Origin of the sequence: Chryseobacterium sp. CH25 (assembly GCF_004119455.1) — a bacterium.
Lineage (GTDB): Bacteria > Bacteroidota > Bacteroidia > Flavobacteriales > Weeksellaceae > Chryseobacterium.
This window is the reverse complement of record NZ_NRQT01000012.1, coordinates 98,860-123,114: the sequence shown is the minus strand read 5'-3', so window position 1 is coordinate 123,114 and position 24,255 is coordinate 98,860. Positions and strand designations below refer to the sequence as shown.

Annotated in this window: 19 protein-coding genes, 1 tRNA gene and 3 pseudogenes; 15 read left to right on the top strand and 8 right to left on the bottom strand. The window is 31.8% G+C overall.

All coding sequences use genetic code 11. The features are described 5' to 3' along the window. Nucleotides 1-28 precede the first annotated feature (28 nt). Nucleotides 29-379, bottom strand: a complete 351-nt coding sequence (locus BOQ64_RS20880) for a hypothetical protein (protein WP_129058675.1) — start codon at nucleotides 377-379, stop codon at nucleotides 29-31. Nucleotides 380-973: 594 nt separating this feature from the next. On the opposite strand from BOQ64_RS20880, the gene BOQ64_RS20875 reads away from it, so the two are divergent. From BOQ64_RS20875 to BOQ64_RS20860, 4 genes are all read left to right on the top strand, one after another. Beyond that, the gene (locus BOQ64_RS20875; RefSeq protein WP_129058674.1) at nucleotides 974-2,188 is read left to right on the top strand and encodes an ABC-three component system protein; all 1,215 of its coding nucleotides are present in this window, start codon (nucleotides 974-976) and stop codon (nucleotides 2,186-2,188) included. Nucleotides 2,189-2,192: 4 nt separating this feature from the next. Further along, the gene (locus BOQ64_RS20870) at nucleotides 2,193-2,690 is read left to right on the top strand and encodes an ABC-three component system middle component 4 (protein WP_129058673.1); all 498 of its coding nucleotides are present in this window, start codon (nucleotides 2,193-2,195) and stop codon (nucleotides 2,688-2,690) included. Then, nucleotides 2,690-4,750, top strand: a complete 2,061-nt coding sequence (locus BOQ64_RS20865; RefSeq protein ID WP_129058672.1) for an AAA family ATPase — start codon at nucleotides 2,690-2,692, stop codon at nucleotides 4,748-4,750. The genes BOQ64_RS20870 and BOQ64_RS20865 overlap by 1 nt, the downstream gene beginning before the upstream one ends. 134 nt (nucleotides 4,751-4,884) lie before the next feature. Then, a complete protein-coding gene (locus tag BOQ64_RS20860; RefSeq protein ID WP_129058671.1) occupies nucleotides 4,885-5,115 on the top strand; it encodes a hypothetical protein in 231 nt (76 codons plus the stop codon). A gap of 437 nt (nucleotides 5,116-5,552) precedes the next feature. Here the strand turns inward: BOQ64_RS20860 and BOQ64_RS20855 are convergent, their stop codons facing one another. The 3 genes from BOQ64_RS20855 to BOQ64_RS20845 all read right to left on the bottom strand — a co-directional run bounded on the left by BOQ64_RS20855 (nucleotide 5,553) and on the right by BOQ64_RS20845 (nucleotide 9,332). Further along, entirely contained in the window at nucleotides 5,553-6,872 is a 1,320-nt protein-coding gene (locus BOQ64_RS20855; protein ID WP_129059835.1) for a hypothetical protein, read from the bottom strand. Nucleotides 6,873-7,081: 209 nt separating this feature from the next. Continuing rightward, on the bottom strand, nucleotides 7,082-8,356 hold the full coding sequence (locus BOQ64_RS20850; RefSeq protein ID WP_129058669.1) for a DUF3871 family protein: 1,275 nt from the start codon (nucleotides 8,354-8,356) through the stop codon (nucleotides 7,082-7,084). Beyond that, nucleotides 8,334-9,332, bottom strand: a complete 999-nt coding sequence (locus tag BOQ64_RS20845) for an AAA family ATPase (RefSeq protein WP_129058668.1) — start codon at nucleotides 9,330-9,332, stop codon at nucleotides 8,334-8,336. Before BOQ64_RS20845 ends, BOQ64_RS20850 begins: the two co-directional genes overlap by 23 nt. Before the next feature lie 195 nt (nucleotides 9,333-9,527). Between BOQ64_RS20845 and BOQ64_RS20840 the strand changes: the two genes are divergently transcribed. Then, the gene (locus BOQ64_RS20840; RefSeq protein WP_129058667.1) at nucleotides 9,528-10,952 is read left to right on the top strand and encodes a hypothetical protein; all 1,425 of its coding nucleotides are present in this window, start codon (nucleotides 9,528-9,530) and stop codon (nucleotides 10,950-10,952) included. A 14-nt stretch (nucleotides 10,953-10,966) separates the two neighbouring features. On the opposite strand, the gene BOQ64_RS20835 is transcribed toward BOQ64_RS20840, so the two are convergent. The 3 genes from BOQ64_RS20835 to mce all read right to left on the bottom strand — a co-directional run bounded on the left by BOQ64_RS20835 (nucleotide 10,967) and on the right by mce (nucleotide 12,889). Next, on the bottom strand, nucleotides 10,967-12,166 hold the full coding sequence (locus tag BOQ64_RS20835) for a site-specific integrase (RefSeq protein WP_129058666.1): 1,200 nt from the start codon (nucleotides 12,164-12,166) through the stop codon (nucleotides 10,967-10,969). 187 nt (nucleotides 12,167-12,353) lie between these two features. Then, nucleotides 12,354-12,427: transfer RNA gene (locus BOQ64_RS20830), tRNA-Ile, on the bottom strand. A 63-nt stretch (nucleotides 12,428-12,490) separates the two neighbouring features. Further along, nucleotides 12,491-12,889 (bottom strand): methylmalonyl-CoA epimerase, encoded by a 399-nt coding sequence (gene mce / locus BOQ64_RS20825; RefSeq protein WP_047095995.1) that lies wholly within the window; start codon nucleotides 12,887-12,889, stop codon nucleotides 12,491-12,493. Between the two features lie 93 nt (nucleotides 12,890-12,982). Between mce and rbfA the strand changes: the two genes are divergently transcribed. The 10 genes and pseudogenes from rbfA to BOQ64_RS20780 all read left to right on the top strand — a co-directional run bounded on the left by rbfA (nucleotide 12,983) and on the right by BOQ64_RS20780 (nucleotide 23,526). Continuing rightward, nucleotides 12,983-13,342, top strand: coding sequence for a 30S ribosome-binding factor RbfA (gene rbfA / locus BOQ64_RS20820; protein WP_047096027.1), 360 nt, complete (start codon nucleotides 12,983-12,985; stop codon nucleotides 13,340-13,342). 3 nt (nucleotides 13,343-13,345) lie between these two features. Further along, nucleotides 13,346-14,550 (top strand): annotated as a pseudogene (locus BOQ64_RS20815) (ABC transporter permease). 80 nt (nucleotides 14,551-14,630) lie between these two features. Further along, nucleotides 14,631-16,430 (top strand): endonuclease, encoded by a 1,800-nt coding sequence (locus tag BOQ64_RS20810; RefSeq protein WP_129058665.1) that lies wholly within the window; start codon nucleotides 14,631-14,633, stop codon nucleotides 16,428-16,430. A 63-nt stretch (nucleotides 16,431-16,493) separates the two neighbouring features. Beyond that, nucleotides 16,494-17,239, top strand: a pseudogene (locus BOQ64_RS20805) (shikimate dehydrogenase family protein). Nucleotides 17,240-17,303: 64 nt separating this feature from the next. Next, nucleotides 17,304-19,106 carry a DUF349 domain-containing protein gene (locus BOQ64_RS20800; RefSeq protein WP_129058663.1) on the top strand — a complete coding sequence of 601 codons (1,803 nt, stop codon included), beginning with the start codon at nucleotides 17,304-17,306 and terminating at the stop codon, nucleotides 19,104-19,106. A gap of 64 nt (nucleotides 19,107-19,170) precedes the next feature. Beyond that, a pseudogene (gene ribD / locus BOQ64_RS20795) lies at nucleotides 19,171-20,195 on the top strand (bifunctional diaminohydroxyphosphoribosylaminopyrimidine deaminase/5-amino-6-(5-phosphoribosylamino)uracil reductase RibD). A 65-nt stretch (nucleotides 20,196-20,260) separates the two neighbouring features. Continuing rightward, on the top strand, nucleotides 20,261-20,425 hold the full coding sequence (locus BOQ64_RS23265) for a bacteriocin-like protein (protein WP_164975859.1): 165 nt from the start codon (nucleotides 20,261-20,263) through the stop codon (nucleotides 20,423-20,425). A gap of 42 nt (nucleotides 20,426-20,467) precedes the next feature. Next, nucleotides 20,468-20,653 carry a bacteriocin-like protein gene (locus tag BOQ64_RS20790; protein ID WP_129058661.1) on the top strand — a complete coding sequence of 62 codons (186 nt, stop codon included), beginning with the start codon at nucleotides 20,468-20,470 and terminating at the stop codon, nucleotides 20,651-20,653. A gap of 109 nt (nucleotides 20,654-20,762) precedes the next feature. Continuing rightward, the gene (locus BOQ64_RS20785) at nucleotides 20,763-22,817 is read left to right on the top strand and encodes a YCF48-related protein (RefSeq protein WP_129058660.1); all 2,055 of its coding nucleotides are present in this window, start codon (nucleotides 20,763-20,765) and stop codon (nucleotides 22,815-22,817) included. A gap of 103 nt (nucleotides 22,818-22,920) precedes the next feature. After that, nucleotides 22,921-23,526, top strand: a complete 606-nt coding sequence (locus BOQ64_RS20780) for an IMPACT family protein (protein WP_129058659.1) — start codon at nucleotides 22,921-22,923, stop codon at nucleotides 23,524-23,526. On the opposite strand, the gene BOQ64_RS20775 is transcribed toward BOQ64_RS20780, so the two are convergent. Beyond that, the gene (locus tag BOQ64_RS20775; protein WP_129058658.1) at nucleotides 23,523-24,233 is read right to left on the bottom strand and encodes a zinc metallopeptidase; all 711 of its coding nucleotides are present in this window, start codon (nucleotides 24,231-24,233) and stop codon (nucleotides 23,523-23,525) included. The two genes, BOQ64_RS20780 and BOQ64_RS20775, sit on opposite strands and share 4 nt — an antisense overlap. Nucleotides 24,234-24,255 lie beyond the last annotated feature (22 nt).

Here is a 24,255-nt window from a genome sequence, read left to right as displayed (position 1 = left end):
TGTATTAAGTCTTCATGCTCTAGAATGACTAGGCAAAGGCTTCTTCAAGTTGTTTTGCTAGTTTCTCCTCAGAACTTTCTACACCTTCTGGAAGATAGATGTATTTGTGATTGAGAGTGACTTCCTCTCCAGATTCTTTGATAGTGTACTGATAAGGCTCTGTAGTAATCTTTGCAACTTTACCAGACATATCAGAGCCTATTAAGCCTTTACAGGTTTCTTCATCGAATGTAGTTGATACAGTAGCTTTCTTGGCTGTAGCATAATATTGACCAGTTGTTTTGCTTAATACCATTTCAATTCCACCTTGTACCTCTAGAAGATAAAAGTTTGTTCCATCTTCTTTCTGTCTTGTTTTGTAGTTTACAATTCGTACCATTGTTTTGATTCTTGAGTTAAAATTAATGATAGAGCCTACTTGCTACAGACTCTAAGAATAAGTAGAGGTGTTAAGTGTGGGGTTGCAGTGTAGTTTAAAAAGTAACAGGTATTATATTATTTTTCTTCAACATTCCTTAATACATCTAAAGTAGAAGGCTAACAAACTAAGCAGGAATATTTAATTGCACATAAAAAATAGAGATAAAGTCTCTAGAGAGTAAATAAAATAGGCTTAGATCTGTAACAGAATAGAAACTTACACTATAGCTTCAAGAATAATATATACCTCCAATAAAAAGGATTTATTCTGGTTTGGGCAGGGGGATATTGGGGAAGAGTAAATGGATAGGGGTACACTTTGCAAGGACATTCACGTGAGAATAAGTTCTACAAAAAATTTTATTTTATAATTTTTTGTAGTTTTTCTGGAGAGAATGTGAGCTTAATCCAAAGCAATTCCTATTTTTGTTAAAACTAATAACATTACAACTTATTTATTCAGAGCTTTATATAGATCATAATTATTTAGATGCTTAAATAAGAAGATTAATAATTAGTTTTATAAAAAAGTCAATTTGTTAAAACTAATTATATGATAAAATTTGTTCATGAAATACCAGAGAAAAAGAATCTCATAATATTTATACATGGATTTATTGGTAGTGAAGAAACATGGGTCAAGAAAGATGGTAAAATGCCACTAATTAGTTATCTACTGGATGACTTAGAAATAAAGAATAATTTTAATATAGCTTTATTTGAATATTATACTGAGTTAACTAATTTTTTTCCAAAAACAAGAACTTTTTTGAATTTTGCGCGTAAGAAAAAAGATGCAAAAAATCTTGCCATAAATCAAATAACAAAATTATTAGAGTCTAAAATTCAATACTCATGCGCAGAATTTGACAATATTATCTTAATAGGTCATAGTATGGGAGGGCTTATTGCAAAAAGGTTTGTTTTAGATGATTTAAAAAAGAATACTGACTCCAGAACTAAATTATACATATCACTAGCAACTCCTCATTTAGGTTCTATAATAGCAAATTATGGGACAAATTTGATTACTAATGTCCAAATTACAGATTTAGCAGCATTAAGTACAAGTATAACTGAAATGAATAATGAGTGGGTACAAAACAAAAACTTGCCTAAAAGATTCTATGCGCAAGGCTTATATGATACCATTGTAAGTCCCGAAAGTTCCATAGCTCTTGATGCTGATAGTCAAAATGTGATATACTGTGATGATGACCATTTTAGTATTATTTTACCAGAGAATAAAAATGTATTAGTTGATGCCTTAATAACTGAATTAAAAAAATTTTTGAAAGAAAAAGAAATACAAACTATTGAAAATCAAGCTAAATTCAGTGATGACGGGCAATATGATGAAGAAATATTTGTATTAAAATTAATGATGGCACACATCCATGCTTCGTTATTAAAGAGTGGCAAATTAGCCTTTTATAATGCTGAATTCACTTTAAGGAAATTAGCCTCACTTGGAGTAGATTTAAAAACTTTAGAGCCGTTATATACTAAAATACAAGAGCTTTATTATATTGAATTTGGTAAATTCATAAAAGGAACACACAATAATCCCAATGATTTTTTCACAGCTGTACACGAAAGAATAGTTGCAGAAGATAAAAAACATCTACTTTCTTTATATGAACCATTACAAAGTTTACAAAAGTTTGGGATGTTACATCAGCTTGCAGGAATTGATGATAGTATATGGTGGGATAAAGACCACACTAAAAATGATTTTGAAGTCTTCAAAAAAAGTTTAGGAAAGTAACAATATGAAAAAGATACCTATTTATATTCCTGATCATGAAGTAAATTTTGGAGTTGGCAAACTATTGTTCTTATTACTAATCCTTTCAAAAAGCACAAAAAAAGAAGGTATATTTACATTAGATAGAATTGCTCAATTCGAGTTTATTTCTAAACATCCTATTCTACTTAACAGGTTATTGGATAATAAGGACAAAAATTTTTTAACACTTACAAATGCAGAAAAATATTCAATTGAAGCTATATTTCCCAATAGAGGGCAATTATTTGATTTCACTCGAATAAAATTATTACTAAATATTTTACTATCATTTGGATTCATTGACATTAAAACAAGTGAAGACTTCCAAATTCTTTATATAATTAATGAAGATGGAAAGAATATGGCTGACAAGCTTGAAACAGCATATTTTCAAAGATTAGAAAAAGTATTGATACAGATGAAACCTATATTGAATATGTCTCATTCTAAAATAAATTCAATTATACAAAATTACTTATAATGGCAATGAATCTTGTAACTCCAAAATTGATAGTTAATCATCTAATTCTGGTTGGAAATAGAAAAAACTATGAAGTAAATTTTAAAAAGGGATTAAATATTATTTATGGTGACTCTGATACAGGTAAATCAAGTATATTAAACTTAATTAATTATTGTTTAGGTTCTAGTTCAGTTGATCTCTATGATGAAATAGAAATTACTGGTAATTACTGTTTATTGGAAATTGAACTACGTGGAGAAACTTTTACTGTAAAGAGAAATATTTTTAAACCAAAAAATGAAATAGAAGTTTATAAATGTTCACATAATAAAATTGAAGATCATTTTCCTAAATACTATTCACCTAACTACAGTCAACTTAGTGAGGATGGATATTTTTCTGATTTTCTTTTATCTGCCATGAATATTCCTGTCATTAGATTAAAACAATCTCCAACTAAAGATATTTCAAAAATGACTCGCTTAAGTTTCAGAGACATTTTTAAATACAATTTCTTAGACCAGGATAAAATAGGAAGTAAAAAGTTGTTTGGAGATAACTATTCTGTATTAGTAAAATTAAAAGAAACATTTAAGCTAATGTTTAATGCTTTAGATAGCCAAATATTAGAATTACAAGAAGTTATATCTGAAAACAACACTTTAAAAAATGAATTAGAAAAGAGGAATGCTTCAATATCTTCTTTTCTTAAAGAGACAGAAGTAGAGTCTTTAACTGTTTTATCTGAACAACTTGAAAATATTGATAATGATTATCTTTCAATTCAGGAAGACTTAAAAAATATTGATAAAGAAATCATAAAAGACAGTGAACACTTAAATTATTTACGAAGAGATATACAAGAAAAAGAAAAAGAGATTTTAGCATTACAACAAGATTTACATGTAAATGATCAGGAGATAAAGCAAAATATCGCATTAAGAAATGAATATAGTAATGATATCAGAAAAATAAATTCAACAATAGAAGTTATAGAAAAGTTTCCTCATATTGAAGATAAGAATACTGCATGTCCTGTTTGTGATCAATCAATGCAGATTAGTAAATTAAAAGAACATTTTACAAATTCCAATTCTGAAAATATTAAAGGTGAATTAAATGGCTTACGAAGAAGAAAAAAAGAAATTGAAAAAATATATGACTTTCTTAGAGAATCTATTGAACAAAAAGAAAAATTGATAAAAGAAAAAACAACTGAATTAGAAGAACTTAGATACATGTTAGATAAGCAATCTATTGATGTTGTTTCTCCATTTATTACTAAAAGAGATGTATTATCTCGCAAAGCAGGTAGCTTGGAAAGTGAAAGAAAAAATTTAAAACATTTCTATAAAATAAGGATGCAACAATCCCAAAATCAAGATGAGATTGAAAATTTAGCCACCAATATAATCGAACTTAATGCAACCCTAAAGGAGTTACAAGAAAATGCTCCAAATCTGGATAATATTTTGAAAGATTTAGGAAGAAAAGTAAAAGAATTTTTGAATTTTATAGGTGTTAAAAATGTCAGTGATGTCAGTATTTCATCAAAAACAAATTTACCAATTATTAGAAATAGAGATTATGAAAATCTTACTTCTGGAGGAGTAAGAACTTTAAGTTCTGTAGGATATTTCTTAAGCCTAATGATATATGCCTCTGAAAATAGTGTTAACTATCCATCATTTCTAATGATTGATACCATTGCAAAATATATTGGTAAAACTACTACTAAAGAAAAAGACCTTCTAGAAACAGATTTAAAAGCTGATCAAGAAGAAGGAATGAGTGATTCGAAAAAATATGAAAATATTTATAAGTATTTGTTATCACTAAATAAATCATCAAATAGCTTTCAACTAATAGTTGTTGATAATGACATTCCAGAATCAATCAGTGAAGAATTAAAGCCATATGTACGAAAACATTTTACTGATAATACAAATGCTATTGATAGTGAAATTGGCTTTATTAATGATGTGTTTCAAACAGAAGCACAAATTGGAAATTTATTCATGGGTATTGATGATGAAATTGATATAGATTTGTTTTATGATGATGAAGAGGAGGATTAATTTGTTGCATCTTATTATAATTAATGAAATTCCACAGTTTTTATTTTTAAATAAGAATGACACTAATTATATGAATAAATAATTTCAAATTGTCTAAGTATTATAGACTATTAATATCAAAAACAATAATTTAAATGGATAATTTACAAATTATAGAAAAAGCTACTGGTGTAATTTATCATGAGTTAGGTCATTTATTTGGTTATGCTCTAGCAAATTATCATGAAAATACATATTTAGGAGAGGTTACTGAATTTTCTATAGGAGATAAAAAATCATGTGTTGGTGTAGAAAACTCTTACTATCACTATAGTAACTTTAAAACAGAAAGAGATAAAATCTATACCAACACAAAAATAAGATAAGAACAGTTTCTTGGTTTATCGAAACTATTAGTGGCTGTACCTTCCAAACAATTTTTGAAGGTAAAAGTTTTAATAGTTGTTTTGGATATGAAAGTTCGAAAGGAGGAAGCATTGATTATTCAAATATTCTTGCTATAACAAAAATCAGTGATTTCCAATTTAACATGTATGATATTTTTGATCTTCAATATAAATATGCAATTTTAATTCTAAAATATGATTTAATAGGACAGATCAGTTCTGCTATTCAGGAAATAAAAGATCTTTTTATCTCAAGAAACGTTTTACAAATTGATTTTAGCAAGGATCAAATTAATTATTTTAATAATTTTTGTAAAAACATTATTACTATTGAATTATATGAAGACTATGAAAAACTACTAAAAGAATTTTAATTAAAATACCTGATGATACTATTGGAGATTACCCATTCAAGATTAAACTATTTTTTTAGATGGAGCACCAACTGCATCTGTTAGTTTTTGGTTTTCCTCATCAAGATAAGAAAGATTTCCTTTTGCATTTCCATATTTTTTTAGCAAACCTAAAAACCACTTATGCTTTTCTTGCTTGTTTTTGGAAACAAGCTCTTCAAGTAATTTAGATAATGTAAACCTCTTCTCTTTAAGATATTCAACTATTATATCCCAATTAACAATACTAATTACAAATACATTTTCAAGAGGTAAAGGATTAGCTTTCCAACCATTTTGAATACATATATAATTAATATCCTCATTTAAAATTTCAGAAAAATCATCTAAGGAAGATACATAAAAATCTTTATAACAAATTACAATACCATACATTGGTGTGTGTAAATCTTCTTTTAACTTGATAACATTTAGCATTTGTTTTAGATATGCCTTGAAGATTGAATCTTTAAAAGCATTGTATACAATTTCATCTTCAGGAACTACTGAGGATAATGCTTTAGGTTCAATTCCTTTACACTCAATTAAAATTTGATTTTCAACTATATAATCAACAATTTTTTCTTTTTTTCCATAAGCCTTAATCAAATCTTTTTCACTACTGTATTGAACTTCACATTCCTTTAAGCCTAATTCAACATATTTTTCAAACCTTCTTCCAAATTCTTCCGTAAATTTCTCATCATTAGTTTTTAAATAATCATAAATAAAATAATTACAACAATAGTTAAAGATACTCCTGTGCACTATTTCGTATTTATTTTCATTATTTAATATAAAAGGAAGTTGGGTGAAAAATGACATTTCGAATGCCTGTAAATAAGGTTGCTTTATTCCAGTTTTAAATTGGGTTATTGATTTCTTGATATTTGTACTGTTCAAAGTTAATAACATAAGAAAGTTATCAAATTCACTTTTACAATTGAAAATATCTTTCATCATTTCATGGATTTCTTCTCCAATATATCCAGTATAAATAACCCCTTTATTCATCCTATTTGCTAAAGTAAATATCCATACAATGTGCATGAAAAATATAAAATCAAAAAGCTTCAATTTAGACAATTCATTGAAAGATTTTTCTATATCATATTTACTCCTCAAGGATGAACCAAATAGTTTTAATTGTCTGGCGAAATCACTCCAATGAACTTCTTGTTGTAGATAGAATTGCTGATAACCTATGATTTGAAAAAATTTATCCCATTCATGTTTTTTGACATAGGGGTCAAGTGATTTTTTCTCAAATTTTTCAACATATTTTAAAAGTGTTATGAATTTTTCTCTTGAAAAAGTCTTTTTACCTTCATTATTTCCATACAAAAATGTCCATTTTATTAATAAGAGGTAATGCCATAAGGATGATTATTCTCTTCCCTTAGGTCAATCTGTTTTAATGTATAAAATAAATTATTGAGTAAATGTTCTCTATTGTAACTTTTAATTTTTTTAATAATAAACTCTTGTGTAACAAATGGCTTCATAATTTCAAATTTATAAAAACTACCCCATATTTCTATGAGGTAATATTCTCAACTCAAAAACCAATGATAATTAGAGTTACCATTAAGTACTTTTTGAATACCTTTTGAGAATTCAAAAGCATTCAAATTTCTATCAAGAAAAGTATCTATGTAACTGCTTTTATTTGCTTGTGTAAACAGATTATAAACATCCCAAAGATTAATATTTCCATCCTGATTTCTACAGAAATTTTGGTCTTCATAATAATCCTTAGCCATTGCGTTAATATGGCTGTCATTAAAGTTTAACAAAGGAATATTCTGTTTCTCAGACTTAGGTAAATGTTGATATAATCTACTTCTTCCAATTAATTGAGCAAACTGATGGTCTGAAAGAAAATACTGTGAAAGTTCTTTCATTTCCATAAGATGAAGCTCTGCATTATAATTTTGCATTGTTTCTAAAGTCTTTGAATACAATTCATTTGTACTCCCAGCTTTCATATCTTCTACAAAGCCATCACTACTCACACAAAGATTCATACAAACCTGATTTTGGAAGCCTATAAAGAACTTGAACTTTTCAAGAGATTTTTTATTGTAAAGGTTTTCCAAGTTATAACTTCGTACTCCTCCAATGGTAAGAGAAAGCTCATCTCCATTCACAATATCTGTAATAGTTGGAACTTTTATAATGAATGCCATCCTTTCATAATAAATGGTTTTTTCATGTTCCAAAAGCTCTTTTACAGGCTTTTGAATAGCTGAAGGTGTTCTACCCTTAATTTGGTGAGAAACCCTAATTTCAGGTTCTGTAATACAGTAATGTGGAAAAACTTTCTGAACAGCACTTAAAACAACTTCAATAAATTCCTGATGAGCAATAGTTTTCTCATTATCTTTACTGAACACAGGAATAATACAATCATTCTGTAGATGATGTAATGTTGCTTCTGATGTATTAGCTATGATAAAAGGACTAGATTGATTACCTCCATTTTCAGCTAGCCCAACTGGAGTATCAGGTATATTCTGAACTTTAGAAACGGGCATTAAAAAAACCTGAAACATTTCTTTATGTTCAGGCTCTTTATTGGGAACATCAACTCTTACAGCTTGTACAGGAGTGTCAATTTTCTTTTCAACATCATTCATCTTGCTTGAATAAAATACTTCTGCATCTTTAAAGCTCTCATTACCATTTAGGAAAATATCTCTAATTGGTTTCTTTTCTACAAGAATAGTATTACTTACACTTTTCAGCTGCAGATTAAAAGGGGGCTCTTCTGATCTTAAACTTACTTCTATTATGTTGGGAGTTTTATTGAAACTTTGTGTGCCCATTTTTACAAAAATTATTAGGGTTATTTAAATTAATAAGTAAAGATTTTTTAGCTTCAAAATCAGGCTGTAGACTTTCCTGAAATTGTGGAAACTGTCTGTATAAAGCTAAAAGTTCTGTGACTGACTTACAATTCTGAATAGCTTCAAATACTTCCTTTTCCGTTATATGGGTAAGATCTAAACTTGGGTTACTCTCATAAGGAGAAATACCCTCAAAAGCATCTTTTGGATCTATTTTAGGTATGGAGTCTCTTCCTATAGGGCTTGTAGTAGAGATTTGAGAAGTATTAGTTTTTAAACCTGAATTACACCATTCTAATATCATCTTGCCTGTATCAGAATTAATAAGAAATTCAGGTTTATTCATAAATAATCCTGTTCTATCCTTTGAAGCCTTAGCAAGATGATTCTCATTAATAAGCTCGAAGTTGATAGTCAACTCATATTCAAAGCCATCTCTTGTAATTTCCTTAGTTCCATGCTTTACTACTTGGGTCCTACCATTGCTTCCAACATCAAGAGAGTAATCTATTTTCCTTCTTGTAGTAGTAATGATATGGCAGTTAGATTGCAGAATCTTATTAATAAAAGCCTGGTGTCTTGGAGTTACATTTGCCCAATCTTGGAATCTTCCACCTAACTTCTCATGAATTTCAAGACATCCACCTGTACCATTCCATTCATGACTAGCTGAATCTACAATGATAACTTCAATTCCTGAATTCTCACAGAGTTCAATAGCCTGAATATATCTTTCAGGATTATAAGGAGCTTGTAGATCAAGTACATTATAGTTTCCTAAGTCTGAATATAAGGAAGCTGAAGAATTCTCTGTATCTATTACAGCTATTTTACTCCAGTCCTGCGCCATTCCATAGGCTAATAATAAAGCTGATTTGGTTTTTCCAAATCCAGAAGCTCCTGATAATCCTAATCTGAGCTTGACTTGCTGTCTTTGTGATTGTTTTAATTGCATAATTTGTAACCTTAATATTAATATGAACGTATATAAAAGTAAATGTTAAACATTTTTAATTACGAAGTGAAATAAATTATGATTTATGGCTTTAAATTCGTAATTTTGTAAAATAATTGTAAGCCACTTGCTTTACTGCTAAGCACCTCTTGGATTTAACACTCCAAAGGCACAGCTCCCTCAGGAGAGGGGGTAATGGCACAAAATCAAAAAGTTGGTTTTGCCTTAGCAACCAACTCTAAACAGAATAATAGCCCAAGTGAAAAGGCAACACTTGAGATAAAAACAAAGGGTGGCTATCCCGTAATAGACAAGCTTACTTTCTATTTACCTGAAAACTTAGACATAGACAATGTTTTACAGAAAAATCCCCCTGAATTCAATTATGATAGGGATAAATTTGTTTATATTCTTAATCTTATATATGCTCTTCCTGCTAGGAAAAAGAAATCAATTGAGAACTATAGTGGTTTTACACCTGTCAGTAAAACAATACTTGGTAGTATCATTAAAGATTACAGGGTTCATATCAATTACCTTAAAGAACAAGGCATTGTAGAGGAAGATAATTATATTCCTGATAAAAAATGTGGTGGCTTGAGATTTACACATCAATATAGGCATCATTTAAAGCCTACTGAGATTACATCATGGACTTTAATAAAAAACATTGTTTATCTCAGAAAGAACTATAACTCAGAACTAACTAATGATTTGATTTTTCTGAAAAAATGGTTTAAAGATATTGATGTAGATATTAAAGCTGCTAGAAAGTATTTAAAAAGGCAATGGAGAGAAGATTATAAAACTGAAAACTCTGATACTGCAATCCTAAAGTATAATAGCAGGTTGCTTCCTGTAGAACACTTATGCAAAAAAGAAAATCAATTGTTTTTCGTGGATGCAACTGCTGGAAGACTACATACCTATATAACTCAGCTTAAATCAGAATTAAGAAAGTTTTTAAAATGGAAAGGCAAGGTTTTATGTAGTATAGATATTTCAAATTCACAACCTTACCTCTTACAAGCATTACTTAATAAAGAAGTTTATGAAAGATGTAATATGAATATAAAACTAGAAAAGGTTAATGTTAAGTTTGATACTATTATGTTAGGAGTTTTAATATATAGCATATCTAGAGAAGATGATGTCCTTTTATTCAAAAAAATAGTTTCTTCTGGAAAGTTTTATGAAGAATTTGGAAAAATCTTAAAAAATAATGGAGAGTTTGAAAATATTTCAGATGATAATTTAAGAAAAGAAGTCAAGAATATAACTTTCAGTACCTTATTCAGCAACAATAGAGCTATTAGTCATTCAAACTACATTAAGATTTTCAAAAGAATCTTTCCAAATGTATATAAAGTTCTTAAGTATGTAAAAAAAGGACAACACAATACATTAGCTATTGTACTCCAGAGTCTTGAAGCAGATTTAGTTTTACAAAAAGCTTGTAAAAGAATTAATACGGATAAAGATGATATACCTTTATTTACATTACATGACTCTATAATTACCACAGAGGAAAATGTTGAATATGTAAAGTATGTCTTAGTTCAAGTAATGAAAGAGAATATTGGAGTTAAACCTAATTTAAAAATAGAGAGGTGGGAATAACCACCTCTTTTATTTTACATCAATTTTGAATTTAGCTTATTCATCTGCTCAGCAACCTTACTCTTAACAACTTTAGCATAGTGCTCTTGAGTAATAGTGATTTTAGAATGTCCCAAAAGCTCACTTACAATCTCCATAGGTACATCATTATAAAGTAAAACAGTTGTTGCAAAGGTTCTTCTAGCTAGATGATGAGTAAGTCTTTTATCTAATCCAACTATATCAGCTATTTCTTTTAAATAAGCATTAAACTTTTGATTACTAAACTTAGGTAAAACTCTCTTTTCATCAACATAATCATATTTTTCAATCATCTTCTTACCTCTAGAAAGTAGTGGTACTGACAATAAATGCTGAGTCTTTCCTCTAATCATATTAATCCATTCATTACCATCAAAGCCAATTATAATATGAGATTTCTCAAGGTTTACCATTTCATTATATGCTAAACCTGTATAACAGCAAAAGATAAACATATCTGCTACTATTTGTAATCTCTCTGCTTTAAATTGATACTCTTCTATTTTAGCTAGCTCTTCCCTAGTCAAATAAGTAATTTCTTTTTTGATATGCTTTACTTTGTAGCTTGTAAATGGTTCTTTTTGTATAATATCTTGGGATATAGCAAGCTTAACTATCTTCCTGAACCTTTGTATCATCTTATTAGTAGTTGCAAGAGCTAAAGATTTCTCTGCCTTCAGAAAGAATTCATAATCTTGAATAAACTTTAAGTCCAAATCTTTGAAATGATAGTCTCCCTTATGAAAAGAATACTTAATAAAGCCCTTTAACAGTTCTTTTGCTTGTTTAAACTTCCATAAAGTTGCTATAGAATACTCCTTACCTATCAGCTTTTCAATTCTATCATTATGTTCTTGAAAGAGCTGTAATATAGTTTTATTCTTTTTAGGAGGATTTCCTTTATACTGTAAGAAAACATCTTCCACATCAAAATCTTCTTCATTAACTTGTAAAAACAAAAAAGCCTGATTAATCTTATTCTTAATCAGGCTCAATTGTGTATTGATAGTTTCGTTCTCAGAATTAGGTGGTTTGGCTTTCTGCTGTTTATTATCCCAGTTTTGAGGATTAATAAATATCCCCGTAGCAAAAGGCTTTCTCTCTCCCATGTAAGTGATCCTACATTTTAAGGGAGCTAGACCTTTACTATTAGATTTTGATTTATCTAATACAAATAATATTTTAATTGTCATTTTCTAGTATTAATGAGGGTTATAATGGGGTTCCAATTTCTCAGAATGGGGTTCCTTTTGGGGATCTTTTTTAGTATAGATTTAAAATATAATGAGAGTATTCTAGAAAAAAGAAGAATACAAAACCTTGATTTTAAGGCATAAAAAAAGCCTAAGTAATCTGAATGATTTGCTTAGGCTTTAAAAGTGGTCCCACCTGGGCTCGAACCAGGGACCACCTGATTATGAGTCAGGTGCTCTAACCAACTGAGCTATAGGACCTCAAAACTTTGGTTAAATTTTGTGTTTGCAAAAATAGTAAAATTTCTTTCACTACAAAATTTTTTATTGCTTTTCTTGGCAAAGTTCTACCAGCACGCCGTTTGTGGATTTTGGATGAAGGAATACAACTAATTTGTTATCAGCACCTTCTTTCGGTTCTTCGGAGATAAATTGAAATCCTTCTTTTTTTAATCTTTTTACTTCTTCCAGGATGTTTTCAACCCCAAATGCCAGGTGATGGATGCCTTCACCCTTTTTTTCAATAAATTTTGAGATCGGACTTTCAGGATTACTGGCTTCTAAAAGTTCAATTTTACTCTCCCCCGTTTCATAGAAAGACGTTACCACACCTTCCCTTTCTACAGTTTCCTGTTTGTAGGATTCTTTTCCTAATAGTTTAGCAAAAAGTTCATCAGAAACACCTAAAGACTTTACGGCAATACCGATATGTTCTAGCTTCATAAATACTAATAAATATAATTAATTCGTAAATTTGATACGATCGCTGAATTTCAAAGTATCAATTCAAACAAAAGTAGTAAATTTGCAGAAATTATGGAAAGTAACAGACAAAGAAAAGTAGCACAGATTATTCAGGAAGATTTCGCAGAACTTTTCCGCAAACAGGCTGCTGACAGCAAACAAAGTATATTGGTATCCGTTTCTGATGTAAAAGTAACGGCAGATTTAGGTATTGCTAAAATTTATTTAAGTATTTTCCCTCAAGAACACCGTGCAGCGGTAATGAAGGAGATTGAAGAAAACAAACCTCAATACAGAAATTTTATCGGCCAGAAAATGGCAAAACAGGTACGTATCATCCCACAGCTTAACTTTTATTTAGATACAGCTCTTGATGATGTAGAAAAATTAGAAAGAGAATTAAGAGGCGAAGGCGACAATCCTGTTTTATAGATCTTGAAGAATATTGCATTTTACATAGCATCCAGATACCTTTTGGCAAAAAAGGTAGTACCGCGGTTACATTTATTACGTGGCTGGCAGTAGGTGCCATGACGGTTGCTGTGGCTGCAATGTTCGTTATTATTTCAGTCTTCTCAGGACTTGAAGATCTTAACAAAGACCTAATTTCAAATCTTCATGCTGATCTGACCCTAAAAAGTGCATCAGGGAAGACCATTAAAAACCTGGATCAGGTTAACAAAGCTTTAAACGGCAATAAAGAAATCAGCAGCTACTCCCGTGTTATTGAAGAAAAAGTATACATCAGTTTTAATGGAAAAGGTGATATTGCTTACTTACGCGGTGTTGATTCTGCTTATATAAAGGTAAACCCTATCAATAAGGAAATATTTTACGGAACTTATCCGAGTTTCAAATACTCCAATGAGGTATTGATGGAAAACAGTCTTGACAACAGGTTATCCATTCCAGTAGATTCTTCCAATCATTATGCAACCGTTTTCATGCCCAAACCAGGAACTGGAATCATCAGCAAAGAAGAGGACATTTATAACAAAAGAGACATCCTGGTAACGGGTGTTTTCCCAGGAAAAGATCAACTGGACAACTATATTGTTTCTCCTATTGAACTTACCGAAGAACTATTAAGCCTTCCGAAAAACTCAGCATACCAGATTGTTATTAAATTAAAAAATCCTGAAAATGCTGATGCTGTAAAACAGAGCCTGCTGTCCTCTCTGGGAAAAAATATTGAAATTAAAACCAAGGAAGAAGAAAATGCAGCTTTCTGGAAGATGATCAATACTGAAAAGCTATTCATCTATCTGATTTTTGCATTGGTTATTTTCATCACCACCTTTAATCTTGCGGGAGCTATCATTATCCTACAGCTTGATAAAAAAGAACAGGCAAAATCTCTTATTTCGTTAGGTTTCCCTTTAAGTCATCTTAGAATGACCTATTTCTACACTGGAATTCTTATTGTTATTTCCGGAGTGATTACCGGATTAATTTTTGGAACAGCATTATGTTATTTCCAGCTATATACAGAATTCTTCAGAGCAAATGAAGTATTGCCCTTCCCTGTAAAAATTGTAGGCAAAAATTATCTTATTGTAGCCCTTACAGCATCTATCTTCGGAATTACGATCTCTTGGTTCTTCTCAAAAATAAGCAAAGAGTATATTACTAAAAATTAATATATTAAGTTAATACATTTAACTTCAAAAAGCTTTTTCGGTTTCATTTTTTTGTACCTTTACGCCCCAATTTTAAAAAAATGAAACGAATTCTATCTTTTTTTTTATTAAGCTTTGCATTCATCAATGCATTTGCTCAGGCACCTGCTGGTTATTACAATGCAGCAGCAGGTTTAACAGGAGCTCCTCTTAAAACAGCTCTTAAATCTATCATTACCGCCAACCACATAGATAAAGGTTATGGAGGTTTATGGACAGCTTATCAAACAACTGATCGAGATTTAAATACAAACTTTGAAAACGATGGAACTGTATTAGATATATACTCTGAAAACCCTAATGGACAGGATCCTTACAACTTCACTATAGGTAGTGGACAATGTGGAACTTATTCTAATGAAGGGGATTGCTATAACAGAGAGCACATTGTTCCTCAAAGCTTATTTAATAAAGCTTCTCCTATGGTTGCAGATATTCACTTTATCCGCCCTACAGATGGAAAAGTAAATGGCATGAGATCCAATTACCCTTTTGGTAAAGTAGGTAATGCCAGTTATACTTCAAATAACGGATCTAAATTAGGAAATTCAGTTTCACCAGGATATGGCGGGACAGTGTTTGAACCGATTGACACCTTCAAAGGAGATGTTGCCAGAATGATCTTCTATTTTGTAACAAGATATGAGGATAAGCTTTCTACATTTAGTACTGGTAATATGCTTGGCGGTTCGGCTTTCCCAGGACTTGAGTCATGGGAACTTCAACAGCTTTTAGTATGGAATGCTATGGATCCTGTATCTCCGGAAGAAATCAACAGAAATAATGCAGGCTATACATTTCAGGGAAACAGAAACCCATTCATTGATAATCCTGCTTATGCAAATTCAATCTGGGGACCTCCAGTTGTAGATAACCAGGCTCCTACAGCTCCTACAAACCTTGTAGCCAATAACCCAACATCAAATACGATCAACTTAACCTGGACAGCTTCAACAGATAATGTTGGCGTTACTGGATATGATATCTATGTAGGAAATACACTGAAGACTTCAGTATCAGGGACAACATTATCTACAACAGTAACAGGATTATCTCCAATAACTCTCTATACATTCTATGTAGTAGCTAAAGACGCATTTGGAAATACATCTCCACAAAGTAATACAGCAACAGAAACCACACTGAGTGGACCTGTGGGTGGAGGAAGCTGTGGAACAGAAGACTTTAACACAATGCAGGATGGAACATCTCTAGCATCTTCATATGCAACCAGAACATGGACAAATAATGGGATCACCTGGACTGCAACATCAACGAGAACAGACCAAACCATCAATGGTAAAGCTTTAACTTTCCAAGGTGGAAATCTTACAAGTTCCAGCATATCTGGTGGAGTTCAAACATTGACACTAACAACTCAGCGTAAATTCAACGGTGGAAATGGTGACCTGAATGTTTTTGTAAATGATAATTTAGTAGGAACAATTCCTTACAGTGCGTCAGTTGCAACAAACACAATTAATGTAAACGTAAGTGGAAATGCTGTCATTAAGATTGTAAATCCTAGCACTAGCAACAGAGTCGCAATAGATGATCTTAGCTGGACATGTTACAGCGGATCATTAGCAACTTCTGAAACGAAGAAAGACAAATCAGAATTCACTATCTACCCTAACCCAGTAAGAAATAACGAACTGTTTGTAAAAGGAGAAAACCTTAGCAAAATTTCAAAAGCTGAGATCTATGACCTTTCAGGAAAAGCAGTTGAAACCCTTAACAATCCTTTTAAAAATTCAAATAAAATTAATCTTAAAGGTTTAGTAAAAGGAACTTACATCTTAAAAACAGATAATTTCTCTACTAAATTCATCGTAGAATAATTATTATAAAATATTTCAAACCAAAGGCCGGATTTATCCGGTCTTTTTTTATAATTTTGATGTATGGATTCCAATAAAAAATTAGGATTGATAGGACGAAATATTTCCTATTCCTTTTCTAAAAAATTCTTCGAAAATAAGTTCCAAAAGCTTATGCTTAAAGATTTCTCCTATGATATTTTTGATTTAAATGAAATTGATGAAGTAGAGAAACTTTTTTCCTCATCTGAGTTGTTAGGTTTTAATGTGACCATACCCTATAAAGAACAGATCATCAGTTATCTTGATGAATTAAGTGATGAAGCTGAAAAAATTGGAGCGGTGAACTGCGTTTTAATTCAAGATGGGAAAAAACCGGATACAACACAGATGCTTTCGGTTTTGAAAAAACACTTCTTCTTCACAAAAAACCATCACAAAACAAAGCTTTGATCTTAGGAAACGGTGGAGCAGCAAAAGCCGTAAAATATGTTTTGGACAAACATAATATTCCATCCCAAACCATTTCAAGAAGTACAGAAATCAATTTTGAAAATCTGGATAAGGAAACAGTACAGGAACATCAGATTATTATCCAATGTACGCCGGTAGGCACATTCCCTAATATTGAAGACTGCCTTACTTTTCCTTTTGATGCGCTTTCTCCGGAACATTTAGTTATCGATTTAATTTACAACCCCAACTATACCCAATTTATCCTCAATGCTTCCGAAAAAGGAGCAAAAACGGTAAACGGTTATTATATGCTTGAGCAGCAAGCAGAAAAAGCTTGGGAAATTTGGAATTTTCAAAAAAATAACATAAATTAGTACTTTAATTGGCCTTACAGCTATATTTGAAGGATATTAACGCCACTCACATAAAAGATTTGCTATGACTACAGAAAACAATCTTTCTGAAAACGAAGAAAAGAAAAATCCTAACGAAGTATCTCAGGACACATCGGAGAACAATGTTTCTCACGATACCATTCCCCATGAAGATGATGCTGAACACCTGGAAGAACATGAAGATGTTGAGATCTCTCTGGCTGATGCCCTGAAAGAAATGGAAAAACTCATCAATGCACCTGATGCCGGTGAAAATTCTAAAAAATTCAATCAGCTGAAAGAAAAAGCAAGTCACCACATCCACGATGAAGTGGAAGATAAAAAACATGAGTTTGTAGAAGCAGGTAATGCTCCTGAAACTTTCAGTTATGAGCATCCTTCACAGGCTAAATTCTCTGCTTTGGTTAATATTTTTAAAGAAAAGCACGACGAATTCCAAAAGGGACAGGAAGAAGAACAGAAGAAAAATCTGGAACACCGTCAGAGTATTATTGAAAGATTAAAAAATCTATATACCAATTCCGAACCGGGAACCAATCTTTTCAAATCTATTCGTGAAATTAAAGAAGAATGGTCAAAAGCCGGACAGGTTGCCAAATCTGAATTTAAGATCCTTAACAATAATTATTTCCACCATCTGAACCAGTTTTATCAAATGCTGGATCTGAATAAGGAATTTTTAGAACAGGAATACAGCCACAACCTTGAAAAAAGACAGCACATTATTGCCCGTGCTCAGGAACTGGAAAATGAACCTGTTATCCAAAAGGCATTAAACGAGCTTCAGTATCTTCATAAACTGTGGAAAGAAGAAGCTGAGCCTGTAGCAGAAGAGTTTCGTGAAAAAACGTGGGAAGAGTTCAAAGAAATCTCCAATAAAATTCACGAAAGAAAATCTGAACTTTCAGCATCTATTGAAAAAGAGCAGGCAGCTAATCTTGAAAAGAAAAGTCAGATTATTGCTGAAATCAAGAAGCTTTCAGAACCTTCTGAAACCCCTAACCACAATTATTGGCAAAATGCCATCAAAAGAGTTGAAGATCTACGTTCTGATTTCTTAAAAACCGGAAGTGTCCCAAGAAAGTTATCTAACCAGAACTGGAATGATTTCAAAACAACCCTTAGAGGCTTTAATACAACAAAAAATAATTATTATAAATCTTTAAAAGGTTCTCAGCAGGCTAACCTGGAAGAAAAATTAAAACTGATTCAGACTGCTCAGGATAATCAGAATAATGAAGAATGGGATATTGCAGTTCCATTATTCAAAAAGCTTCAGGAAGACTGGAAAAAGGTAGGACATGTTCCTAAGAGCATGACCAATAAGATCTGGGATGAATTCCGTGATGCGTGTAATGCTTTCTTTAATAACTACAGAGAAAAGAGCAATACTTCTACTGATAACTGGAAAGAAAATTACAAAAACAAGAAAGCCCTTCTTGACGAATTGAAATTGGTTTCCAATGAAGAAGGAAGCATCGAAAAAATTGAAGCCATCAAAACAGCTTGGAATAATATCGGAAAAGTTCCAAGAGATAAAATTTCTATCAACTCTGAATTCAATAAGACTTTAAGAGAGAAATTGAAAATCAATAAAATCAACGAGCTTGAACTGAAAGAAGAGGGATTATCAGAAAATCAACTTACAGACAAAGCAAGAAAGATCAAAAATCAGATTTCTGATCTTGAGGCTGAAATCGTTAAGCTTGAAAATAACCTTTCATTCTTCAACAAACCGTCAAGAGAGAATCCTCTTTTAAGAGATACTTACAACACTATTGATGAAAAGAAAGCTCATCTGGAAACTTTAAAACAAAATCTTCACAGCATTATTGTAGGAGAATAAATCTTAATAAAATAAATAAGGGCGGAGCAAAGCAATTTGTCTTCGCTTTTTCTTTTTATACGCTATGAATAACGACGAATTCTATATTAAAAGATGCATTGAACTGGCTCAAAAAGCTTTGGGCAAAACCTACCCTAACCCCCTCGTAGGAAGTGTAATCGTTCACAATGGAGAAATTATTGGAGAAGGATATCATCACAAAGCTGGAGAAAACCATGCAGAGATCAATGCTATTAATTCAGTTAAAGATAAAACTCTGATTCCTGAATCCACAATTTACGTTTCTTTGGAACCATGTGCTCATTATGGAAAAACACCACCGTGTGCTTTGAAAATTAAAGAACTCGGATTCAAAAAAGTAGTTATTGGTGCTATGGATTCTCATGACAAGGTGAATGGAAAAGGAAAAAAATAATTCAGGATGCAGGAATAGAAGCTATTTCCGGAGTTTTGGAAAAAGAATGCATTGAACTGAACAAAAGATTTTTCACCTATCATGAAAAGAAAAGACCTTATATTATATTAAAGTGGGCAGAATCCGGTGATGGGTTTTTAGATAAGGATTTTAAACCAACCGCTGTTTCAAACGCATTAGTCAACCAATTTGTTCATCAGCTAAGAGCAGACGAACATGCTATTCTCGTAGGAACTCAAACAGCCTTAACAGATAACCCAAGCCTCACGGTAAGAAACGTAGAAGGAAATAATCCCGTTAGAGTTCTTATCGATTTTGATCTGAAAGTTCCCAGCGACTTTAAAATTTACAACAGTGAAGTCAGAACATTAGTTTTAAATGCTGTAAAAGAAGGAACAGAAGATAATATTCAATTTATTCAGATCAAAAAAGAAAACTTTCTGTCTGATCTGATGGATGTTTTATACAAAGAACAGATTCAGTCTATCATTATTGAAGGTGGCCGTTTTACTTTACAGCAATTCATTGATGCTGATCTTTGGGACGAAGCCATCGTCATTAAAAATGAAAATCTGAAATTGGAAAATGGAACCAAAGCCCCGGAATTTAATCATACCATTTACAAAACAGAAAACTACAGAGATAATACCATTTCTTTTTTTAAATCAAAATAAACACTGTTTATCACCTTGAAATGAAATAATTTATTTACCTTAGTAATATCCAAAAAAATATTACAATGAAAAATTTGAAAAAAGTTTCAAGAGAAAGTTTAAAAAAAGTACAGGGAGGTATTGCTCCTAAATGCTGTTCTTATTACCCACCACAATGGCAACATTGCTGTCCTACACCCTCAAGTATGAGTTGCCCACCACCTTGGGAAGTTGGATCGTTCCCATGTTAATATGATTACATCGTACAAATTAATCAAACTAAAAATATTAACATGAAAAATTCAAGAAAACTATCCAGAGCTGGATTGAAAACAATTCAGGGAGGCGCTGTATTTGTTACATGCACATTACCTAATGGCCAGCCTACAAGATGTAGAGACAGATGTCCTGAAGATTTCTGTGGCCCAACAAGCTATATGTGTCTGATCCCTATGGATCTTTGCGGAGATGGGATTTAAGAAATAGTTTCATATTTTAAAAAAGTATAAGCCGTCAAAATTTGACGGCTTTTATCTTTTTCAATGAAAATCATAGATACTTTTACTAGTTTTGCAAAAACTAATAATAATGTACAAATACTTTTCTCTTCTCTTCTTGAGCTTACTATCAGTTATTAAAGCCCAGGAATGGAAATTTTTAACCCCTGTAAAATCTTTTTCCACTATCACTAATCTGGAAGTTACACCCGATCAAACATTATACATGCTTGATCAGTCTGAGAATGGAATCGTAGCATCGTCAAAGGATGGAGGAAAAACCTGGAAAAAACTCTTCAGAAATGAAATATACAGAGATATTCAAATGTTCAATAATAATCTTGGATTTGTTTTAACACAAACCGGAATTTATAAAACTACAGATGGATTTAAAACTTCCGTCTACAAATCAGCAAATGCTGCTTTTTTAAGAAGTTTTTATTTTGTAAATGAATCTGTAGGTTTTCTTGGTGGGAATTCAGGTGTTATATACAAAACATTAAATTCAGGAAATTCATTCTCTTTTGTTTCATTACCGGAACAAAGTAATATTAATGATATCTTTTTTATAGATGAGAATATCGGGTTTGTGTGCGCCGCCAATGGAAAAGTCTACAAAACAATAAACCAGGGAGCAAATTGGACCGCTACAAGTTTAAGCACAACCAGCATCAATAAAATTCTTTTTATTAACAATACAGAGGCTTTTATTGTAGGAAATAACGGTAACCTCTTTAAAACAAATGATCAAGGTGCAAACTGGTCTCCTGTAAATATTTCAGCAACTTATAATCTAAATGATATAAAACTGTACTCAAACCAGCTTTATATTGTTGGTGATGACAATAGAATTTATAAGTCTTCAGATATGGGACAAACCTGGACGAATCAAAGATTAATTAACACTTACCCTTACTTCAACCTTAATTCGATTGGTATTATAAATGGCAATATGATCGTTGGAGGACAATCAAACATTTATAAATCTACTGATACAACGAACTGGAGCCTTTTAGTTCCTGGGGTTTATCCTTCTGTGTTAAAAAGCATTTCTTTTGCAAATGACAACCAGGGAACTATCGTAGGAAGCGGATCTACCGGATTCTACAGTGTTGTTTACCGTACAATTGACGGTGGTCATACTTGGATTAATCAAACAGCAACATTTACATTGAATGCTTTTAAAGGGGTACAATTAAAAGAAAATGGAAAAGGTATTCTTGTGGGGAATGGAAATTATTCTCTAACGTCAAATTTTGGGCAAACATGGAATAGTCCCGGTTCAGCCAATCCAGCAATATACCCTTCTGCATTCTGGATTAAAGATAATGGAGATGTCTTATTAGGTACTGCATCACCTTATATAAGCCCTCCAAATGGAATACACTTCATATCACCATCAACAGCTTCCCAATTTACTGATATGGGAAAAATAGAATCCATTCAGTTCTATAACGATATGATTGGTTATGCAGGCGGCTCTCAAAAACTGTATAAAACTACAGACGGGGGAATTACCTGGAATTCTATTTTCGAAGCAACAGGTTATTTAAATTCTGTAAATGTAATTAGTGCCACTAAAATTTCTATAACGGCCAATTATGGAAAAGCATATATGAGTAATAATTCAGGAGCAACTTGGGTAGAGACTACAAATTCCATTTCTTCTAAATATTATTTTATCAATGAGAATACAGGCTATTACTATGATTCTAATAACGCTCTCTACAGAACTACAGACGGAGGTGCCACCTCACAACTTGTTGTTTCTGCTGCAAGCAATGATGATTTAGATCTTGTAAGTATTAATGCTTTTAAATATTTTAATAACAAAGTTATAGTTGTAGGAGATTATTCAGACATCTATATCGTTGACTTTTCGAATACATCTTTAGCTACCAATGAAACTGAAAAAATAAAAGACCATCCAAGTATTCAAATATATCCTAACCCTACTACATCATCAGTTTTCTTTAAAACGCCAGTGACTTTAGATAAAGTTCAGGTTTATGATACAAATGGAAAAACAGTTCTATTTAATAAAGAAAATAACAGCATCAATATATCACATTTACCACAAGGAGTTTACTTTGTCAAATTTGAATCCAGTGGAAAATGGTTCACCCAAAAAATAATAAAACAATAAAAATACTGAAGAAGCTCTCGGAATTCCGACAGCTTCTTTTCCAATAAAGGTGCAAGTTTATAAAGCATTTAATACTTTTGCATAAATAAAGCCGGAATACAGAATGACGTTTGAGTACAAAACCATAGAAAAACCCATAGAAAATACCTTATTAAAAGAGAAAGGAAGCAAGTTTATCGGATTTGCCTTCCCGGTTACCAATGAAAGGGAACTCAAAGCTGCATTGGAAAAGATCAGGGAAGAACATCCAAAAGCAACACACCATTGCTATGCTTTCAGAATGGGTTTGAATGGCGAAAATTACAGAGCTAATGATGACGGTGAGCCTTCAGGAAGTGCCGGACTTCCCATTTACAACCAACTCTTAGCTAATGAAATCACCAATGTTCTGGTTATTTCAGTTCGTTATTATGGTGGAACAAAATTGGGTGTTTCAGGTTTAGTAAAAGCTTATAAAGAATCTGCAAAGATTACATTAGAAGAAGCCAATATTATAACAAGAGAACTGGAAACTGAAATTGAAATCCAGTTCAACTTCAATCAGCAGAATACCATTTTTACCCTGCTTTCAAAATTTGATGCCAAGGTCCTTAATTTTGATGCGAATGAAAACTGCATTCTTACCGCCTCGTTAAAACTGGCACAAAAAGAAAGCATCTCAGAAAAATTATCTGAGATGCAATATGTTTCATTTGAATTTAATGATTAATCTCTTCTTCCACCGAGAAGCAAAGATCCCCAGTAAAGAAGTTGAGCTAAAGATCCTAAAGCCGCTACAACATATGTTCTTGCTGCCCACTTTAAACTGTCCTGAACTCCTACAAATTCTTCAGCAGTTACAGTACCTGTATCTTTAAGCCATTTCATTGCTCTGTTACTGGCGTCATACTCTACCGGTAATGTTACAAAAGCAAACAGAGTGGTTACTGCAAACATCGCTACACCAATAGCAAGAATGGCTGTGTTTCCGTTAGGATTCTCCACTGTTCTGGTTGCTGCCATTATCGCAATACCTGCAATAAGAACAAACTGCATCAGATTGGAACTTATATTCACAACAGGAACCAATTTTGAACGTAAATTCAACATTGAATATCCTACTGCATGCTGAACGGCATGTCCACATTCATGAGCTGCCACAGCTGCTGCCGCCGCATTTCTCTGCATGTAAACGCCTTCAGAAAGGTTTACTGTTTTATCTGCCGGATTATAGTGGTCCGTTAGCTGTCCGGGAACTGATATTACCTGAACATCATTAATCCCGTTATCTCTCAACATTTTCTCCGCTACTTCTTTCCCCGAAAGACCATTTCGAAGATGTACGTTGGAATAATATTCAAATTTTGATTTCAATCTGGACGAAACCCACCAGCTCACCAGCATTGAAATACCAATAATGATATAATAACCCGTCATTTTATTTAGATTTTGTGTTCAA

Coding starts and splice junctions, on each gene's coding strand:
- BOQ64_RS20850 (WP_129058669.1), bottom strand. CDS start 8,356: ATGGGCACACAAAGTTTCAATAAAACTCCCAACATAATAGAAGTAAGT.
- rbfA (WP_047096027.1), top strand. CDS start 12,983: ATGGAAAGTAACAGACAAAGAAAAGTAGCACAGATTATTCAGGAAGAT.
- BOQ64_RS20875 (WP_129058674.1), top strand. CDS start 974: ATGATAAAATTTGTTCATGAAATACCAGAGAAAAAGAATCTCATAATA.
- BOQ64_RS20880 (WP_129058675.1), bottom strand. CDS start 379: ATGGTACGAATTGTAAACTACAAAACAAGACAGAAAGAAGATGGAACA.
- BOQ64_RS20810 (WP_129058665.1), top strand. CDS start 14,631: ATGAAACGAATTCTATCTTTTTTTTTATTAAGCTTTGCATTCATCAAT.
- BOQ64_RS20800 (WP_129058663.1), top strand. CDS start 17,304: ATGACTACAGAAAACAATCTTTCTGAAAACGAAGAAAAGAAAAATCCT.
- BOQ64_RS20860 (WP_129058671.1), top strand. CDS start 4,885: ATGGATAATTTACAAATTATAGAAAAAGCTACTGGTGTAATTTATCAT.
- BOQ64_RS20865 (WP_129058672.1), top strand. CDS start 2,690: ATGGCAATGAATCTTGTAACTCCAAAATTGATAGTTAATCATCTAATT.
- BOQ64_RS20790 (WP_129058661.1), top strand. CDS start 20,468: ATGAAAAATTCAAGAAAACTATCCAGAGCTGGATTGAAAACAATTCAG.
- BOQ64_RS20845 (WP_129058668.1), bottom strand. CDS start 9,332: ATGCAATTAAAACAATCACAAAGACAGCAAGTCAAGCTCAGATTAGGA.
- BOQ64_RS20780 (WP_129058659.1), top strand. CDS start 22,921: ATGACGTTTGAGTACAAAACCATAGAAAAACCCATAGAAAATACCTTA.
- mce (WP_047095995.1), bottom strand. CDS start 12,889: ATGAAGCTAGAACATATCGGTATTGCCGTAAAGTCTTTAGGTGTTTCT.
- BOQ64_RS23265 (WP_164975859.1), top strand. CDS start 20,261: ATGAAAAATTTGAAAAAAGTTTCAAGAGAAAGTTTAAAAAAAGTACAG.
- BOQ64_RS20840 (WP_129058667.1), top strand. CDS start 9,528: ATGGCACAAAATCAAAAAGTTGGTTTTGCCTTAGCAACCAACTCTAAA.
- BOQ64_RS20775 (WP_129058658.1), bottom strand. CDS start 24,233: ATGACGGGTTATTATATCATTATTGGTATTTCAATGCTGGTGAGCTGG.
- BOQ64_RS20835 (WP_129058666.1), bottom strand. CDS start 12,166: ATGACAATTAAAATATTATTTGTATTAGATAAATCAAAATCTAATAGT.
- BOQ64_RS20870 (WP_129058673.1), top strand. CDS start 2,193: ATGAAAAAGATACCTATTTATATTCCTGATCATGAAGTAAATTTTGGA.
- BOQ64_RS20785 (WP_129058660.1), top strand. CDS start 20,763: ATGTACAAATACTTTTCTCTTCTCTTCTTGAGCTTACTATCAGTTATT.